Origin of the sequence: Gallibacterium genomosp. 2 (assembly GCF_000771895.1) — a bacterium.
Taxonomy (GTDB): Bacteria; Pseudomonadota; Gammaproteobacteria; order Enterobacterales; family Pasteurellaceae; genus Gallibacterium.
Map to the genome: position 1 here is coordinate 21,800 of NZ_JPXY01000017.1, position 18,257 is coordinate 40,056.

General features: G+C 39.7%; 17 protein-coding genes. 5 read left to right on the forward strand and 12 right to left on the reverse strand.

The features are described from left to right. Window positions 1-6: 6 nt before the first annotated feature. The 6 genes from leuC to P375_RS03790 form a co-directional block, all read right to left on the reverse strand. Window positions 7-1,419 carry a 3-isopropylmalate dehydratase large subunit gene (gene leuC / locus P375_RS03765; protein ID WP_039134534.1) on the reverse strand — a complete coding sequence of 471 codons (1,413 nt, stop codon included), beginning with the start codon at window positions 1,417-1,419 and terminating at the stop codon, window positions 7-9. A gap of 295 nt (window positions 1,420-1,714) precedes the next feature. Next, on the reverse strand, window positions 1,715-2,791 hold the full coding sequence (leuB, locus tag P375_RS03770; RefSeq protein WP_039134535.1) for a 3-isopropylmalate dehydrogenase: 1,077 nt from the start codon (window positions 2,789-2,791) through the stop codon (window positions 1,715-1,717). A gap of 11 nt (window positions 2,792-2,802) precedes the next feature. Beyond that, window positions 2,803-4,356 carry a 2-isopropylmalate synthase gene (gene leuA / locus P375_RS03775; protein WP_039134536.1) on the reverse strand — a complete coding sequence of 518 codons (1,554 nt, stop codon included), beginning with the start codon at window positions 4,354-4,356 and terminating at the stop codon, window positions 2,803-2,805. Between the two features lie 375 nt (window positions 4,357-4,731). Continuing rightward, a complete protein-coding gene (locus tag P375_RS03780) occupies window positions 4,732-6,684 on the reverse strand; it encodes a GNAT family N-acetyltransferase (protein ID WP_039134537.1) in 1,953 nt (650 codons plus the stop codon). After that, entirely contained in the window at window positions 6,685-7,161 is a 477-nt protein-coding gene (gene ybeY / locus P375_RS03785) for an rRNA maturation RNase YbeY (RefSeq protein ID WP_245176416.1), read from the reverse strand. Next, window positions 7,151-8,239 (reverse strand): PhoH family protein, encoded by a 1,089-nt coding sequence (locus P375_RS03790; RefSeq protein WP_039134538.1) that lies wholly within the window; start codon window positions 8,237-8,239, stop codon window positions 7,151-7,153. The genes ybeY and P375_RS03790 overlap by 11 nt, the downstream gene beginning before the upstream one ends. A gap of 186 nt (window positions 8,240-8,425) precedes the next feature. On the opposite strand from P375_RS03790, the gene msrP reads away from it, so the two are divergent. After that, window positions 8,426-9,379, forward strand: coding sequence for a protein-methionine-sulfoxide reductase catalytic subunit MsrP (gene msrP / locus P375_RS03795; protein ID WP_039083184.1), 954 nt, complete (start codon window positions 8,426-8,428; stop codon window positions 9,377-9,379). Window position 9,380: 1 nt separating this feature from the next. After that, window positions 9,381-9,980, forward strand: coding sequence for a protein-methionine-sulfoxide reductase heme-binding subunit MsrQ (locus tag P375_RS03800; protein ID WP_039083182.1), 600 nt, complete (start codon window positions 9,381-9,383; stop codon window positions 9,978-9,980). Between the two features lie 207 nt (window positions 9,981-10,187). Here the strand turns inward: P375_RS03800 and gshAB are convergent, their stop codons facing one another. Beyond that, on the reverse strand, window positions 10,188-12,461 hold the full coding sequence (gene gshAB, locus P375_RS03805) for a bifunctional glutamate--cysteine ligase GshA/glutathione synthetase GshB (RefSeq protein WP_039134540.1): 2,274 nt from the start codon (window positions 12,459-12,461) through the stop codon (window positions 10,188-10,190). Between the two features lie 183 nt (window positions 12,462-12,644). Beyond that, the gene (gene tpiA / locus P375_RS03810) at window positions 12,645-13,412 is read right to left on the reverse strand and encodes a triose-phosphate isomerase (protein ID WP_039134541.1); all 768 of its coding nucleotides are present in this window, start codon (window positions 13,410-13,412) and stop codon (window positions 12,645-12,647) included. Window positions 13,413-13,571: 159 nt separating this feature from the next. Here tpiA and rsmE point away from each other — a divergent pair, with 159 nt between their 5' ends. Genes rsmE through ruvX form a run of 3 tightly spaced genes read left to right on the forward strand, consistent with a single transcriptional unit; the run spans window position 13,572 to window position 15,302 of the window. Then, window positions 13,572-14,303 carry a 16S rRNA (uracil(1498)-N(3))-methyltransferase gene (gene rsmE / locus P375_RS03815; RefSeq protein WP_039134544.1) on the forward strand — a complete coding sequence of 244 codons (732 nt, stop codon included), beginning with the start codon at window positions 13,572-13,574 and terminating at the stop codon, window positions 14,301-14,303. 19 nt (window positions 14,304-14,322) lie between these two features. Beyond that, window positions 14,323-14,883 carry a YqgE/AlgH family protein gene (locus P375_RS03820; protein WP_039134546.1) on the forward strand — a complete coding sequence of 187 codons (561 nt, stop codon included), beginning with the start codon at window positions 14,323-14,325 and terminating at the stop codon, window positions 14,881-14,883. Beyond that, window positions 14,883-15,302: a Holliday junction resolvase RuvX gene (ruvX, locus tag P375_RS03825; protein WP_013745501.1), complete on the forward strand. Its 420-nt coding sequence runs from the start codon at window positions 14,883-14,885 to the stop codon at window positions 15,300-15,302. The genes P375_RS03820 and ruvX overlap by 1 nt, the downstream gene beginning before the upstream one ends. A gap of 59 nt (window positions 15,303-15,361) precedes the next feature. Here ruvX and artM read toward each other — a convergent pair whose 3' ends face one another. From artM to artP, 4 genes are read right to left on the reverse strand one after another with little or no spacing between them, the layout of a single operon-like run. Continuing rightward, a complete protein-coding gene (gene artM / locus P375_RS03830) occupies window positions 15,362-16,042 on the reverse strand; it encodes an arginine ABC transporter permease ArtM (protein ID WP_013745502.1) in 681 nt (226 codons plus the stop codon). Beyond that, complete coding sequence (gene artQ, locus P375_RS03835; RefSeq protein WP_013745503.1) at window positions 16,042-16,713, reverse strand: arginine ABC transporter permease ArtQ; 672 nt, start codon at window positions 16,711-16,713, stop codon at window positions 16,042-16,044. Before artQ ends, artM begins: the two co-directional genes overlap by 1 nt. Before the next feature lie 5 nt (window positions 16,714-16,718). Then, window positions 16,719-17,441, reverse strand: coding sequence for an arginine ABC transporter substrate-binding protein (locus tag P375_RS03840; protein ID WP_039134550.1), 723 nt, complete (start codon window positions 17,439-17,441; stop codon window positions 16,719-16,721). A 21-nt stretch (window positions 17,442-17,462) separates the two neighbouring features. Continuing rightward, a complete protein-coding gene (artP, locus tag P375_RS03845; protein ID WP_039134742.1) occupies window positions 17,463-18,191 on the reverse strand; it encodes an arginine ABC transporter ATP-binding protein ArtP in 729 nt (242 codons plus the stop codon). Between the last annotated feature and the right edge of the window lie 66 nt (window positions 18,192-18,257).

Here is an 18,257-nt window from a genome sequence, read left to right on the forward strand (position 1 = left end):
TTCTCCTTAAAGTAATTCCACTTGACGAATATCAACAAATTTGCCGAACACTGCCGCCGCCGCTGCCATTGCGGGGCTGACTAAATGCGTGCGTCCGTTACGTCCTTGGCGACCTTCAAAGTTGCGGTTACTGGTGGAGGCACAGCGTTCCCACTCACCAAGTTGATCGTCGTTCATTCCTAGGCACATTGAACAACCTGGGTTACGCCACTGCGCCCCTGCTTCGATAAAGATTTTATCTAAGCCCTCTTTTTCTGCTTGCTCTTTAACAAGACCTGACCCCGGAACGACCAATACGCGTTTTACGTTATCGGCAACTTTACGTCCTTTCATTACCGCTGCTGCCGCACGCAAATCTTCAATGCGGGAGTTGGTACAAGAGCCGATAAACACTTGATCTACAGGTACTTGGGTTAAATCGGTGTTGGCGGCTAAGCCAATATAAGCCAGTGCTTTTTCAGCGGAAGCTCGCACCACCGGATCGCTTATTTCCCCAGGATTTGGCACGGTTTGATCAATACCAATCACCTGTCCTGGATTCGTTCCCCAAGTTACTTGCGGCGAAATCTCTTTCGCGTCTAACACCACTACGGTATCAAAATGGGCATCATCATCGGTTTTTAAGGTTTTCCAATAAGCCACTGCATCGTCCCAATCTTTGCCTTTCGGGGCATAAGGACGACCTTTCAAATATTCGAAAGTCGTTTCGTCAGGGGCGATTAATCCTGCTTTCGCACCGAGTTCGATCGCCATATTGCACACGGTCATACGCCCTTCCATTGAAAGATCACGAATGGCTTCACCGCAAAATTCCACAACGTGTCCCGTGCCGCCTGCCATTGTGGTTTTGCCGATAATAGCAAGCACAATGTCTTTTGCCGTAATTCCTGGGGCGACTTTGCCTCGCACTTCAATTTTCATATTTTTAGCACGGCTCTGTTTTAAGGTTTGAGTGGCAAGAACGTGTTCCACTTCTGATGTACCAATCCCAAACGCTAATGCGCCAAATGCACCGTGCGTTGCAGTGTGGGAGTCACCACAGACGATGGTCATTCCCGGCAAGGTTAAACCCTGTTCAGGTCCGACAACGTGCACAATCCCTTGTTGTTTAGTGCTCATATCAAATAACTTAATGCCGGTATTGGCGCAGTTTTTGGCAAGTTCTAATACTTGGATTTTGGCTTGTCCTTCTAATTTATTCACATCACGCACTTGTGTTGAAATGCTGTGATCCATTGTGCCAAAAGTTTTACCCACTTGACGCACTTGGCGATTGGCGACACGCAATCCGTCAAAAGCTTGTGGGCTGGTTACTTCGTGAATTAAGTGGCGATTGATGTATAAAATCGGCGTTTCGCCTTCTGATTCGTAAACGATGTGAGCATCGAATAATTTGTCGTATAGGGTTTTTTTCGTCATTTTATAATCTCTTGTTTAGAATCTCCCCCTAACCCCCTCTTTGTTAAAGAGGGGGGATTTTGTGAGAGATTTCATTATCAGTTTCTCTTATTTATCCCTTATTGATAGAAAATAACTAAGCTATTTCACTTATCAATTTCTCCTCTTTGTTAAAGAGGAGGAATAAGAAAGAGACTTCGTTATTTCTACTATTCCATTTCCCCTTTTTTGAGAAAGATAGGGAAATAAGGCAGCTCTACTATTTTTCCTACTAATCAATCCCCCCTCTTTAACAAAGAGGGGGATAGGGGGAGATTTAAATCGCTTTTGTGATAAGATCCCCCATTTCCTTAGTAGAAACAGGTTTGTTTTCATCAGCTAAATCTGCCGTGCGATAGCCATTTTCAAGCACTTTTTGCACCGCACTTTCAATTTCACGGGCAGCCTCGTTGAGGTTGAAGCTGTAACGCAACATCATTGCCGCAGACAAAATTTGGGCGATTGGGTTAGCAATGCCTTTGCCCGCAATGTCTGGAGCTGAACCGCCAGCGGGTTCGTATAAACCGAAGCCTTGTTCGTTAAGGCTAGCAGACGGTAACATTCCCATTGATCCTGTGATCATCGCACATTCATCAGAAATAATATCGCCAAAAATATTTGAGCAAAGTAGCACGTCAAAAAACTCAGGTTGTTTAATCAGTTGCATTGTGGCGTTGTCGATATAAATATGATCCACCTTGACTTCAGGGTAGGCTTTCGCCATTTCTTCCACCACTTCACGCCATAGCACAGAACTCATCAACACATTGGCTTTATCCACTGAAGTGAGATGTTTTTTGCGTTTCATCGCCGTTTCAAAAGCCACTCTGGCAATGCGTTCAATTTCATAGCGGTGATACACTTCGGTATCAAAGGCTTTTTCGCTCGCCCCCTCGCCCTCACGCCCTTTCGGCTGTCCGAAATAAATCCCGCCTGTTAATTCACGCACGGTAACGATGTCGAAGCCTTTCGCAGCGATGTCCGCACGCAATGGACAGAATTTTTCTAACCCTTTATACAGGGTCGCTGGACGAAGATTACAGAATAAAGAAAAATGTTTACGCAAAGGCAACAATGCCCCACGCTCAGGCTGTTGATTTGGCGGTAAATGCTCCCATTTTGGCCCGCCCACAGAGCCGAACAAAATCGCATCGCTTTCTTCGCAACCTTTTAAGGTTTCCGCTGGCAGAGGCGTGCCGTGATTGTCAATGGCAATTCCGCCAATATCAAAATGACGATAAGTTAATTGAAAATCATACTTTTTTTGCACCGCACTTAACACTTTTAAGGCTTCTGCCATTACTTCAGGGCCGATGCCATCGCCGCTCAACACGGCAACATTATAATTTTTCATCACAACACTCCTTAATTCACCGAATTTTTATGTAATTTTAAATTTTCTACTTTATGCGAACGGTAGATCGCATTGATCGCGTGGATTAACGCCCGTGCAGAGGATTCCACAATATCCGTTGCCAAGCCCACACCGTGGAAGCGGCGACCTTTATGCTCCACCACAATATCCACTTGTCCGAGTGCTTCCGCCCCCTCGCCTTTGGCGGTTAAGTTGTAGTTCAACATTTTTAATTCAATGCCTGTGATTTTCAAAATGGCATTGAACACCGCATCAACAGGTCCATTCCCACCACTCGACACTTGGCTTAATTTCTCGCCGTCCAATTCCACTTGCACGAAAGCGGAAGCAGGCAAATGGCTAATCATTTGCGAGGTGATCACATCAAGGGTTAAGCGATCTTCATCACCCTGTTGCATATCAATAAAGGCAAGGGCTTCTAAGTCATAATCGAACACTTGCCCTTTTTTGTCCGCTAATTTCAAGAAAGCTTCGTATAATTTATCCAAATCATATTCATTTTCTTGATAACCCATTGAATCCATATGGTTTTTCACCGCCGCACGACCAGAACGGGCAGTCAAATTTAATTTTTCTTTTTTCAAGCCGATAGTTTCTGGCGACATAATTTCATAGGTGTTTTTATTTTTCACCATACCATCTTGGTGGATTCCTGAAGAATGGGCGAAGGCGTTTGATCCCACAATGGCTTTATTCGGCTGAATCGGCATATTGCATAATTGGCTCACCATTTGGCTGACGCGGTGGATTTCTTGCGTATTAATGCGAGTGTCCACGCCAAACAAGGCTTGGCGGGTTTTGATCGCCATCACCACTTCTTCTAATGCCGTGTTACCAGCACGCTCGCCGATACCGTTGATGGTACATTCAATCTGTCTTGCCCCATTTTGCACGGCGGTTAAAGAATTGGCAGTCGCCATACCCAAATCGTTATGGCAATGCACGGAAATAATGGCTTTATCAATGTTTGGCACGCGGTTCATCACATTGGCGATAATGTTGCCGTATTCCATCGGTAAGCAATAGCCCACGGTGTCGGGAATGTTCACGGTGGTTGCCCCCGCATTAATCGCCGCTTCTACGATACGGCAAATATTGTCAATCCCCGTACGCCCTGCGTCCTCGCAAGAAAATTCCACATCATCGGTATAACGTCTGGCACGTTTCACCGCGTTGATCGCCATTTCTACCACATCGTCAAAAGTGCGGCGTAATTTGGCTTCAACGTGCAAGGCGGAGGTGGCGATAAAAGTATGAATACGAAAGGCTTCAGCCACTTTCAAAGCTTCCGCAGCCACATCAATGTCTTTATCCACCGCACGAGATAAGGCACAAACGCGACTATTTTTAACCTGTTGTGCAATGGTTCGGACAGATTCAAAATCCCCCTCTGAAGATACAGGGAAGCCCACTTCCATCACATCAACGCCAAGACGCTCAAGGGCAAGTGCGATTTGCAACTTTTCTTTTACTGTTAAACTGGCTTTTAACGCTTGTTCACCATCTCTTAAGGTTGTATCGAAAATAATAACTTGATTACTCATACTCCACCGTCGTCAACATAAAAAAGAGTTAAAAAAAAGCCCGCTAAGTGCGGGCAGATGTGTGTTTGCTTAAATTCAATTTTTTCTTTATCCACGCCTTACCGCACAAATTGTTAATTTGTGAGTAACAGAATCAGAGATAAAGAAATAGGAGAAAACATTGTTCAAAACCTTATAAAACTGAAAAACGTGATCGATTTTGCCGAAAAGAGTATTTTAAGTCAATAGCATTTTATGCTAAATAATGGCTTATTTTGCTTTTTTAAAATACAGAATATAGTGTTAAAACCTAAAAAAATATAAAAAACAGCTATTTTTAACTAATAAATATAAAAAGATTAATTTTATTCTCTAGCTTTTCTTCTTAATATAAAACTAAATTTTTTTATTTTTATTAGCTAAAAAATGCTCAAGTTGTTGTTTAAAAATTGTTGATTTTAGTTTTTTTTGTGTAAAAAATAAGCTTTTAAATTGTTTCAACTGTTTTTCTAGATTGTCATTTGGATAATGGTGAAATAATCGACGTAAAGCAGCATAACTTACTGCTAAAGTGCGTTGATATTGAATAAATTCATCAATAAACTGCCAATCTTCTGAATTTAAATGCCAATCTGTTTCTACTTGTGAATCAAGTTTTGTTAATAATGGATGTTCACTTAATATAAAATCGCGTTGGAAACGATTCACTGCCTGTTGACAAAAAACTGTACCAGCAGTAGATAACGGATAAATCATCATTACGCTGTAATTACCACTGCTTGCTTCCGGCTTAACACTAACAGCACTTAATTGAAAACCTAATTCTTTCCAAAATCGCAATAATGACCTTTCAAAACCGAAACTGACGGAAAGATAATCAAAGTTATGGCAATACTTCTGGACACATTGCTGAATCAACTGCGTTCCTAAGGTTTGCCGTTGATATTGAGGTAGCACCGCAATCCGCGAAATACGTACTGAACGTAATGTTAAGGCTTGTGATAAATTGGTTTGAAAACACAAAGCTTGAGCAACCAAATTTCCTTTTGGACGACGATAACCTAACCGAATTTGTTCAACTAGTTTTTCATCACAAAAACCCCCCTCTTCTAAACACCATACTGCACCAATAATATGTTCCGCTATTTCTACCGTTATAAAATATTGATTAGTACCATCCATTAAACGACGTAAATCAGTAGGTGAAGTGCGGTAATGAGACAAGTTGAGTAATTGATATAGTTCAGCAAATGGAAAATTGATCGGCAAAGTATTATAAACATTAAATTTCGGTTTACTATTTTGATAAGGGATATTGGAGATGTTTTGAGCTACTAATGCTAATTGATCCATCCATTGTTCAAGTCGATCATTCTGCTGCCAGCGTAACGGAATGTCTAAATCAAAAAAGTGAATTTTTCGCTTTAAATATCCTTGTAACTTCAAGATAAAGCCTTTGCCTGATCCCTCATAACCTTCACTGGTGCTTGTCAACAGCACTTTGCTGAAGGCATTGGAAAATAATGCAAGACTTGACAATGGCAACATTGCAGCCTCGTCAACAATTAAAAATGCGTTATTATTGAACTGTTTTTGTTTAATTTTTTGTAGTAGCTCATCTGGTGCAATAAAATTCAATTTCTGAGGTAAAGCAAATTTGGCAACAGTTGTTACTGCTTTTTTATTCGCAGCAGTAATTAAAATATTTGCTGTTTGTGACTGTTGCTGAATTAATTGACCAAGCAAAGCTGATTTACCTCGTCCACGGCGAGCAGATAATAATAGAATGCCATTGGGTCGTTGAGCTAGCTGCATCAATACTGCTTGTTGATGCTTTATAGCAGAAGGTGGTATATGCCAATTAGCGGAAGTCAGCTGTGGAAGTATGATTTCACTTCCATTTTCTTGATAAACAACAATTTGTTGCCAAGCAACAGTTTGTTTAAACCAATTCATAAAATGTGGCACGGTATGCGGTCGTTGACCGTTGTTCCAACGTTCACTATCAAAATCGATACATTCATCCAGCTTGTGCCATTCAGGTATGAAAAGAAATAAAGCACCGCCAGCCTGTAATGTTGCTGATAAGATCAATAAACTATCCAAATGGAATGCAATATCTTTTTCCACTGTCGCATCAAAAATAGCAAATTGAAATTCTTGTCCTAATATATTGCGACTTTGTTGAAAAGCATAACAAGAAAGAGAATCCTGAGTATATTGCGGTAGCTGATAACCGCAATATACACCGTGATAATGTTGATAATGTTGAATAATCTTGAGCTGTTGTTCTATTTTCCAGTGTGATGACCCGGAAAAAATAATAATTTGACGAGAAAAATCTTGCACTTAGATTTTCTCACTTACATAAGGATCAGCATATCCCATTGACAGCATAATCTCTGTTTCCAAATTTTCCATTTCTTCAGCTTCATCATCTTCAATATGATCATAGCCCAACAGGTGTAAACAGCCGTGTACGGTCAAATGTGCATAATGAGCTTCTAAAGAAATTTGCTGTTCCTGTGCTTCTTTTTCAACCACTTGACGACAAATCACCAAATCTCCCAATAACGGCAACTCAATGCCTTCTGGCACTTCAAACGGGAACGAAAGCACATTAGTCGGACGATCTTTGTTTCGATAAGTAAAATTCAAATGATGGCTTTCTTCCTCATCCACGATCCGAATTGTTATTTCTACATTATTTTGCTGCGGTTTAACCGCCTGTGTTGCCCAATAAGTGAATTGTTGTAATGTCGGTAAATTGCTTTGATCTTCACTGGCAATTTGTAGATCTACTAGCATTTCAGCATTATTCGTCATTTTGTTGTTCCTCTAATTTTGCCTGACGACGTTGTTCCGCAATCTCTTTACGGCGTAATTGTTCCTCCTCATCCCATTTTTCATACGCCTGTACTACTTTTGCCACCACTGGATGACGCACAATATCTTCACTCTTAAAATAATTAAAACTTAAATCGTCTACATTGCTTAACACTTCAATAGCGTGCCGTAAACCGGATTTTTGTCCACGAGGTAAATCAACCTGAGTAATATCGCCGGTGATCACCGCTTTAGAATTAAACCCGATACGAGTCAAAAACATTTTCATCTGTTCAATAGTCGTGTTTTGACTTTCATCTAAAATAATAAAAGCATCATTCAAAGTACGGCCACGCATATATGCCAACGGTGCGATTTCAATCACATTACGTTCCATCAACTTCTGCACTTTTTCAAAACCAAGCATTTCAAAAAGTGCATCATATAATGGTCGCAAATAAGGATCGATTTTTTGTGTTAAATCCCCTGGTAAAAAACCCAATTTTTCACCTGCTTCCACCGCTGGACGAGTTAATAATAAACGGCGTACTTGCTGTTTTTCTAGTGCTTCAACTGCTGCAGCCACCGCTAAAAAGGTTTTCCCCGTTCCCGCAGGTCCAATCCCAAAGCTAATATCATGACGCAAAATATTATGTAAATATTGGATCTGATTTTTGCCACGTGGTTTGATCACACCACGCTTAGTTTTGATCGTGGTACTAAAGACTTTAGCTTCATCATCTTCAACGGTATCAACCTGTTGCAGCAACATTCTGCTTTCCTGGATTGCTAAATGAATTTGCTCAAGATCGAGTTCATTCACTTTGCCTTTTACCATTGCCGTTTCGACATATAAACGTTGAATGAGCTTTGCCACATTTTTCAACAACTGTGCGTGATGAGGTTTACTTTCTTCGTCTGCTGACTCTAAGGTAAACGTAAAATTACGGCGAGAGATAATTAGGTTAAACTGCTTTTCAATTAATGAGATATGTTCATCAAATGGTCCACAAAGTGATTGCAATCGTGCATTATCTTGTGGTTCTAACGTAAAAACTTCTGAAATTGTTGTGGTCAAGTTCCACCTCAGTGGTTACATAAAAGTGTTGGTAGTATAGCGTTTTTCTGGTGAGCAATAAATTCCCTTTTATCTTACCTATTACAGCAATCTATAAACTTTTCCAATTCATCAGGAACTTCTACTAAAAATGCCAATCTGAATATCGGTTAATTAATTACTTTTATTTATTATTAAGGATAGTATATGAAACTCACTGAACACGATGTTACTCCTGAACATATTTTTAAAAAACGTCGCCAACTAATTGCTTTATTAGGGGGAGCAAGTATTACGCCATTACTGCCTAAACTAAGTTATGCAGAAGATAAAATCGATCGCCGTATCGCATTAGATTTTTCTACCCAAGCAGAAAATACATTGCCATTAACGCCTGAAGAAAAAGTGATTGGTTATAATAATTTTTATGAATTTGGTGTTGAAAAAGGATCGCCCGCACACTACGCAAAAGATTTCAAAACGGATCCTTGGCAATTAGAAATTGGTGGTGAAGTTGAGAAACCACTTATCTTAGATCACCAAGATCTCCTCACTAAATTTCCATTAGAAGAGCGAATCTACCGTTTCCGTTGTGTCGAGGCTTGGTCAATGGTTATTCCTTGGATTGGTTTCCCACTCTCCTCTTTATTAAAAGCTGTTGCTCCTACTAGTAAAGCAAAATATGTTGTCTTCGAAACGCTGTATGATCCAGAGCAGATGCCAGGGCAAAAAAATCCTTTCTTCGGTGGTAATATTGATTACCCTTATATCGAGGGATTGACGATTGAAGAAGCAATGAATCCACTAACGCTGATGTCTGTCGGGCTATATGGTAAAACCTTAGCACCACAAAGTGGCGCGCCGATTCGCTTAGTTGTACCTTGGAAATACGGGTTTAAGAGTATTAAATCCATTGTCAAAATTACCTTAAGTGAAACTCGCCCATTAACCACTTGGGTAAAACTCGCTCCACATGAATATGGTTTTTATGCCAATGTCAATCCAAAAGTAGATCATCCTCGTTGGTCACAAGCCTCCGAACGCGTAATTGGGTCTGGTGGATTATTTGATATTAAAAGACAGCCAACATTAATGTTTAATGGTTATGAAGAACAAGTTGCTCACTTATATTCTCACCTGGATTTAAGCAAGAATTACTAAGATGTTATTTAAAATTTTGCGTTATTGTATTCATTTGGGAGGAGTTATCCCTCTCCTTTGGCTTATCTATGCGATCAATTTTAATTTGGTAAGTAGCTTTGGTACTGATCCAATTAAAGAGATTATTCATTTTCTAGGCTATACCGCCTTATTATTTTTATTAATCTTATTTAGTTTTAGGATTATTACGCAGTGCTTACGGCAACCAATATTACTCCCACTACACCGCAGTTTGGGGCTATGGGGATTATTTTGGTTATCGTTGCACATTGTTGGTTATCTTGCGTTAGAACTAGGCTTTGATTTCCAACTTTTTATTAGCGAAATCGTGAGTAGAACCTATCTACAAATTGGCTTTATTGCAATGATTCTGTTGGTTTTGATTGCCTTATCTTCAATTCCTTATATCAAAAGAAGATTAGGTAAGCGTTGGTTTTCGCTACACCAATTATCCTTATTGGTCGTTGTTTTAGCAGCAATTCATTATTACCTATCACTAAAAGCCTATAACATTGATTCGTTACTGTTTTTAGCGCTTTGTGGAGTATTTGTGTTATGGAAAACCTTTGCAAGGCGGGTTTTGGCTTGGTGTTACCGTTAATATTAAGTGAGCCTAATTTTAGATTTTGTTAGCGCATTTTTCTGTTAACAGTTATTTAGGTTTCACGCCCCTCGCACACTTGCTAATCCTCATTCTAATAAGATTTTTTACAAGTGTGAGAGGGAATAGATTAAGCATTTATTAAATTTGTGACCAAATTGAGACCAATCTGCAATCTTGCCTTGATGCCCAATTCCTAATTCTCAATTAAAACAACTCTGGAAATAACATCTTAATCACATTTTTTGTGACGCGTCTTGAAGTCCCTTGATAGGGGAAAATGTGCATCATCATCATTGGGTTAAAATTGGCTTCAATCACGCCCCAAGAACTTAATTTAGGCTCTGCCGGTTTAGTGTAATCAGGCACAATCAAATCCACGCCGCAAACCGCTGCGCCCATTGCTTTGGTAATGCCTACCGCCAACGCTTTATAACTTGGATGCATTAAGTCGGTCATATCGATTGAGTCACCGCCGGTGCTGATATTGGAGTTCGCCCGTAATTGCACTTTTCTTCCCTTTTCCGGTACTGAATCAACCGTTAATCCCTGCTCTTTTAACTGTAATTTTTCAATATCGCCTAATGTAATCTTCTTCAATGGCGTACGGCTGCCGTCACCGCGCAATGGGTGTTCATTTTTTGCTGCAACCAATTCAGCAACGGTATGTTGTCCATCACCAAGCACATTTGCCGGTTCACGCAACAATACCGCTAAAGTTTCATCGCCTAATACAAAGAAACGATATTCGGTACCGACTAAATAATCTTCAATCATAACCTCTTTATCTTCTCGGAAAGCGATTTCTACCGCTTGGCGGAAATCTTCCCGATTTTCTACGCCTTGTTTAAAAATGGTAATTCCCAAACCGAAATTGGTTGATTTTGGTTTAATCACCACCGCACGATGTTCAAATAACGGATAGGCACGCACCGCATCTTCAACATTTCTAAACTCAAGGCTTTGTGGCACATTAAAACCGGCTTTCGCCAACACCTTTTTCGTCACCACTTTATTTTCCATAATTAATGGTGAAATATAGCTATCTTTTGAGGTCATATTGCCGTTTTTCACATATTCAATATGATCACCGACTTGTAAACAGAGGAACTGATCATTTTCATCTAAGATCTCAGTTTTAATACCCTGTTGGATTAGGTCAAATATCAGTGCTTGCGTTGAAAGTTCCATATTGTCAAAAGCAGTTAATGCATAATAACGTGCTGTCGCTGCTGCCTTATTCTGTTTTGCTAATGCCAATCCTAACTGATGATAGTCTGTCGGTTTTTGCATATTTTGCACTAGGCGTCCACAAAGTGTCATTTCTGGCGATAATAATTGCTGCTGTTTTTGTTTTAAAGTTTGTTTCACCGATTCAGGTGCGTTTAACTGTGCTAACATCTGCTCAAATTGATCAAGTAAAGCCAATCCTTCTTGTTGATAAGCTGTAATTGATAGAGGATGTTCCAATGCCACTTCCGCTAGCATTTCCCGTCCTTTTTCAACATCACGTTGATCTGCTGTATTTTCCAGCCATAACATTAATAATATAAAATAGTGAATAAATTCCGCGTCTTCCAATTCAATGCCATATTGAGCAAAAGGATTAAGATCAAATAAACGGAATTCTAGGTAACGAATACCTTTTTCCAATAATTCTCTCACCTGTTTTTTCGCACCACGGAAACGGATATTGGAATAAAACTCTTTTTCTGCAATCAATTTCCCATTGTTTACCCAATGTTCCAACGTTTCTACATATTGATGCAAGTTTTCATAGGAAACTTTAATTTCTTCGTGATTAACATAACCATAATAGCTAGAGCGTAAGCTACGAACAAATTGTTGAGGGATTTGTTGTCCTTTTCTAAAGAAAGCATTTTCAACACTGGGTGAAGCGGCAAATAAATAGAGCAACAGCCATTGATAACGTAAGAAATTTTTTCCTAGTTTTAGATAAAGATCATTACGAAAAATGATTGGATCCTGATATGTTTTTTGTAATTGGAACAATTTTTCGATCAGATCATCCGCCAATTGGAAATTGTAGTGAATACCGCTGATCATCTGTTTGTATTTACCGTAACTCTCGACTAAATGCTCACGATAAGCGACATCATCCGCATTATCCAGCTGCGCCACTTTAATTTCACTTTCCGGCGGTAACGCCAACGGCATACTGAACGGTGAAAGATATTCATTTTCCGGCAAAGATCGCAACACTACTTCGTGAATCGCAGACAACCAACGATAAGCATCTTTAACACTATGCTGTGGCGGCGTAATTAATTCTAACTGACTTTCTGCAAAATCAGTCTGAATATAAGGGTGATAGGAGCGGTTTCCAAAAACTTTAGGATGTGGTGTGGTAACAATTTTTCCTTTTTCATCAATACGTTGGCTCTCTTTCTCAATGCCAAACGTACCCTGTTGGAATAACAATTCAAGGTGGTGTTGTGTAATCAGTTGCTGGATATTCATATTTATTAGCCTTTCTCGAGTTCTAAATTTACCGAGCATTAATATGAAATTTCATCAAGAAATGCAAATAACTTTTAACTATATGTTATATAGATTCAGTAATCTTTTGTTATGAAAAACAAGCAACAAAAAGACCCTTCTACTTGGTGAAAGGGTCTATTCAAATTTTTATACTAAAATCAATTAATTTTTTGCTTTTGCCGCTGCTTTAACAATAGTAGCAAATGCAGGTGCTTTTAATGATGCACCACCAACCAATGCGCCATCGATATCCTGCATTGCAAATAATTCTGCCGCATTACCGTCATTAACAGAACCGCCGTATTGTAAAATCACTTGTTCTGCAACTTTTGCATCTTTCTTCGCAATATGGCTACGAATAAAAGCGTGCACCGCTTGAGCCTGTGCCGGAGTAGCAGATTTTCCTGTACCAATTGCCCAAATTGGTTCATAAGCAATAACTGCACCTAAAAAGGCTTCCGCACCTAATGTATTTAATACTGCATCAATTTGTCTTGCACAAACTTCTTCTGTTTTTCCTGCTTCATTCTCAGCTTCGCTTTCACCAATACAAAGTACAGGCACCAACCCTTGCTCTTTTAATACTGCAAATTTTTGCGCAATAAATTCATCGCTTTCGTGGTGATATGCGCGGCGTTCAGAGTGACCGATAATAATATATTTTGCACCGAAATCTTTTAACATTGTTGCAGAAATATCACCGGTAAACGCACCAGACTGTTTAAGATCAACATTTTGTGAACCTAGTGCAATTTTGCTACCAGCTAATGCTGCTTCCGCTTCTGCTAAATACATTACTGGTGGAGCAATTGCCACATCACAGCCTTCAACGCCTGCTAATTCAGCTTTCAAACCATTGATCAATTCCTTAGTAAATACCTTGCTACCGTTTAATTTCCAGTTGCCCATAACTAAAGGACGACGAGCCATAATTTTCTCCTTGATTATATTCAAAAAAATAACGGCGCTTACTATAGCAAAAATCACTAAAAATCATTAGAGATATATCAAAAAAAGCGATAATTTTTTACAATAACCGTTAATTTAATAATTAACCCAGTTTTTATTATCAACAAATCAAAACAGATTATGAGAATACCGCGAATCTATCATCCAACATCCTTAGCTCATCTCTCTCAATGCCAATTAACTGAAGAGGCGATGCACCACGTAGGGCGAGTTTTAAGAATGAAAGTGGGGGAAGCCCTTGAATTATTTGATGGCAGTAATCATATTTATCCTGCCATAATTACGGAAATCAACAAAAAACAGATTTCGGTTGCACTACAACATTCAATTCTTGACGATCGTGAATCACCGTTAAATATTCAGCTTGGGCAAGTCATCTCACGTGGCGAACGAATGGAGTTTACCATTCAAAAATCAGTAGAACTCGGTGTAACAACAATTACACCATTATGGTCTGAACGTTGCGGTGTAAAATTAGATGCAGAGAGAATGGAAAAAAAGATACAACAGTGGAGAAAAATCGCCATTGCAGCGTGTGAACAGTGCGGACGTAATATCATTCCGGAAATTCGCCCATTGATGAAATTGCAAGATTGGTGCGCAGAAAATGATGGAATGTTGAAATTAAATCTCCATCCGCGTGCCTCACAATCAATTAAGCAACTGCCTCCACCACCTGCAGCTGGTGTGCGTTTATTAATCGGCTCAGAGGGTGGCTTATCTGAACAGGAGATTGAACAAACTGTTCAACAAGGCTTCACCGAAGTGTTGCTCGGCAAACGTGTTTTGCGTACCGAAACTGCTTCGCTCGTTGCAATCAGTGCATTACAGATCTGTTTTGGTGATTTGTAGTTTAGTTTTAAGGAACAGTATGACATTACAAAATCAATTTCTTGTAGCAATGCCCGATTTAGACGATCCTTTTTTCCAACGCTCTGTGGTTTATATCTGTGAAGATAACGAGCAGGGTTCAATGGGATTAGTGATTAATCAGCCGACCGATTTAAGCCTGGCAGAGATGATGGCAAAAATGAATCATCTAATGCCAACCGAGCCTCAATATCCGGAAAAGATGATCTTCGCCGGCGGTCCAGTCAATATTGAACAAGGGTTTGTACTACATACCATCACTAATAAAAACTATCGCTACTCGTTTGCCATCAATGATGATTTAATGCTGACAACATCGTCCGATATTTTATTGTCATTAAACAGTGAAGACGCGCCGAAAAATTATTTTATTGCTCTTGGTTGTGCTTTATGGCAACCGGAACAACTCGCTGATGAAATCAAGAATAACGACTGGTTAACCGTGCCGGCAGATTACAATATTTTGTTTAAGCTCCCTTTTGATCAACGTTGGCAAGCAGCAAATAAACTTTTAGGTATTAATCAAAGCTATGAATTAAGCCACGAAATGGGGAGAGCATAATGTCCAATTTAACCGTTATCGCTTTTGATTTCGGCACACAAAGTATTGGCTGTGCCGTAGGACAAAGCATTACACAAACTGCTCAAGCCTTGCCGGCATTCAAAGCACAAGACGGCATTCCAAATTGGGATGCGATAAAAAAATGCCTTGATGAATGGAAACCGGATTTGGTAGTTGTCGGCTTACCACTGAATATGGACGGCACGGAACAGGAAATTACACAAAGAGCGCGAAAATTCGCTAACCGTTTAAACGGTCGTTTCGGTGTCAAAATTGCCTTGCAGGATGAACGTTTAACCACCACTGAAGCGCGCGCCGAAATTTTTTCTCGTGGCGGCTACCGAGCATTAAACAAAGGAAAAATCGATTCTATTTCAGCTTGTCTTATTCTGGAAAGCTGGTTTGAAAATCAACTTTAACCACAGATAATAAAAAACTTGGGCAGAACCCAAGTTTTTTATCTCACTTGCTTTGATTTCTATTTGGCCACTTCCAAACGCTCAAATACCAACACACGTTGCTCCAGCTTACGCAAGAAATAGGTGGCAACACCGGTAATCACTAGATATATCACCCCTGCCAAGCCGTAAATCAACAGTGCATTATATTCGGTGCCGTATAGCTGACGCGCATAACCCATAATATCCATAATGGTAATGGTGGATGCCAACGAAGTCCCTTTGAAAACTAAAATAATTTCATTGGTATAAGACGGCAATGCGCGTTTAAGGGCATATGGAATCAAGATCTTCAACGTTTGCGCACGCGATAACCCCAAGGCGGCACAACTTTCCCACTGCCCTTTGGAAATCGCTTTGACTGCACCATAAAAGAGCTGTGTTGAATAGGCGGCACTATTTAATGCCAATGCCAACATCGCACAGAACCAAGCATTTGATAACAGACTCCACAATGGACCATCTACAATCCATTGAAATTGACCAGGACCGCTATAAATTAGGAAAATTTGCACCAACAGCGGTGTTCCGGTAAATAAAGTAATGTAGACACCAATGATTTTTTTAATAATTGGATTGCCCAACGCCAATAGGAACGTAAATAAAATTGCTAAAAAGAAAGCGATAACCAGTGCAACTACGGTTAGCAATAAACTGGTAGGAATCCCTTGAGCAATAGTTACAAAATACTCTTGAACCATTAGCTTTTCTCCCGTTCAAAACGCGTAAAATAGAGATCCAATTTTCTAATACCCGCTTGGCTGATTAGTGTAATCACCAAATAAAGCAACGCCGCGATGCCATACCAAGTGAACGGTTGGTGTGTACTGGCGTTGACCAATTCCGCCTGACGCATTAAATCATCGACACCGATTAATGATACCAACGCAGTATCTTTCAACAGAACCAACCACTGGTTGCTCAAACCCGGCAATGCGTGTCGCCACACTTGCGGCATAATAATACGGACAAAAGTTTGGGCACGACTTAACCCCAATGCCGCACCGGATTCCCATTGCCCCACCGGAATTGCCTGAATTGCACCACGCAACGACTGCGAAGCATAAGCGGCAAAAATAATCGCTAACGCTACTGATCCACACCAAAATGCACTGAATTCGATATACTCTTCCGTCAACAAAAACAATACTTGCGTTGAACCGAAGAAAATCAATAACACCACCAGAATTTCAGGTAAACCGCGCAATAGGGTTACGATTATTGATGTAGGTTGTCGGATACAACGGATTTTATTGGTTTCCAACACCACAAAAATAATGGCTAAAATCAATCCGAGTATCAAAGAACAAACCGCTAACCCCAGCGTAACCAGGGTAGCGGAAAACATTAAATTGATAAAATCTGAAAACATATTAATTATTTACCAGACATCCATTTGTCATAAATTTTTTGGTATTCACCGTTTGCTTTAATCGCTTTCAAGCCTTGATTAAGTTGACCCAATAATTCAGTATTTTTCTTATTAACGGCAATGCCTAAACCTGTACCGAAATATTCCGGATCAGTCACTTTATCGCCTACAAAATGCACCGCTTTATCACTTTTAATCCATTCAGCCAATACTGCAGTATCACCAAAGATAATATCAATACGGCCATTTTTTAAATCAAGAATCGCATTTTGCAAGGTGGAATACGGTTTACTATCGTACTGTTTTGCTTTTGCAGCAACATATTGTTGGAATGTTGTTCCATTCTGTACACCTACGTTTTTCGCATTTTCTAAAGTAATGCCCTCTTTTGCTGCCACAAAGCTAGCAGAACTATCATAGTACGGATCAGAAAAACTCACCTGTTTTGCACGTTCTGGTGTAATGTCTATTGCCGAAATAGCAGCATCAAAACGTTTAAATTTTAGACCTGCAATTAAACTATCAAAAGATTGGCTGCTGAATTTGCAATCCGCCTTGATCTCTTTACAAATCGCATTGGCAACATCAACATCAAAACCAACAATCTCACCTTTTTCATTGGTATTTTCAAACGGTGGATAAGTCGGTTCCATCGCAAAAGTAATGGTTTGTGCATTTGCTGCTACTGCTGTACCAAATAATAAACTGGCTAATAAAACTTTTTTCATTCTGTTTCTCCTGTATGGGATTTAGTGTGATAAATATTGTTTAAATTGTTGTGTTTTCGGATTTTCAAAACAAGAGGCATCACCAACTTCAATAATGTGTCCTTGCTCCATATACACGACTTTAGTCGCGGTTTTACGCGCCACATTTACTTCATGAGTCACAATAAACTGGGTAATACCAGTTTGTTGCAATTCTTGAATAATTGAAACCACTTGAGCGGTAATTTCCGGATCCAATGCTGCTGTTGGTTCATCAAATAATAAAACCTGTGGCTTCATCATTAATGCTCTGGCAATGGCAACACGTTGCTGCTGTCCACCAGACAAATGAAGTGGAAAGCGATCTGCTTGAGCCTCTAAACGTAAACGCTTTAACAACCCAAATGCTTGCTCTTTTGCCTCTGCTTCATTCAGATTAAGCACTTTCATCGGGGCTTCAATTAGATTCTGCATTACTGTCATATGTGGCCACAAATTGTATTGTTGAAATACCATTCCAACATCCTGCCGTAACTGACGAATCTGTTTAGGATCATTGTTAGTGGAAAGATCAAATCGATTATTGGCAATCACCAACTCACCGCTTTTAGGAACTTCCAATAAATTTAATGTACGAATAAAAGTACTTTTTCCTGCGCCACTAGGACCTAACAATACCACAATGTCGCCCTGTTCTGCGGTTAAATTGATATCGAATAATGCTTGGGTGGAACCATAAAAAAAGTTTACATTTTTAATGCTGATGGTCATTGAGCTAAACTCTACTTGATACGCTAAAAATGCAAATATATTAATATTTTCTGCATATTTATGCAA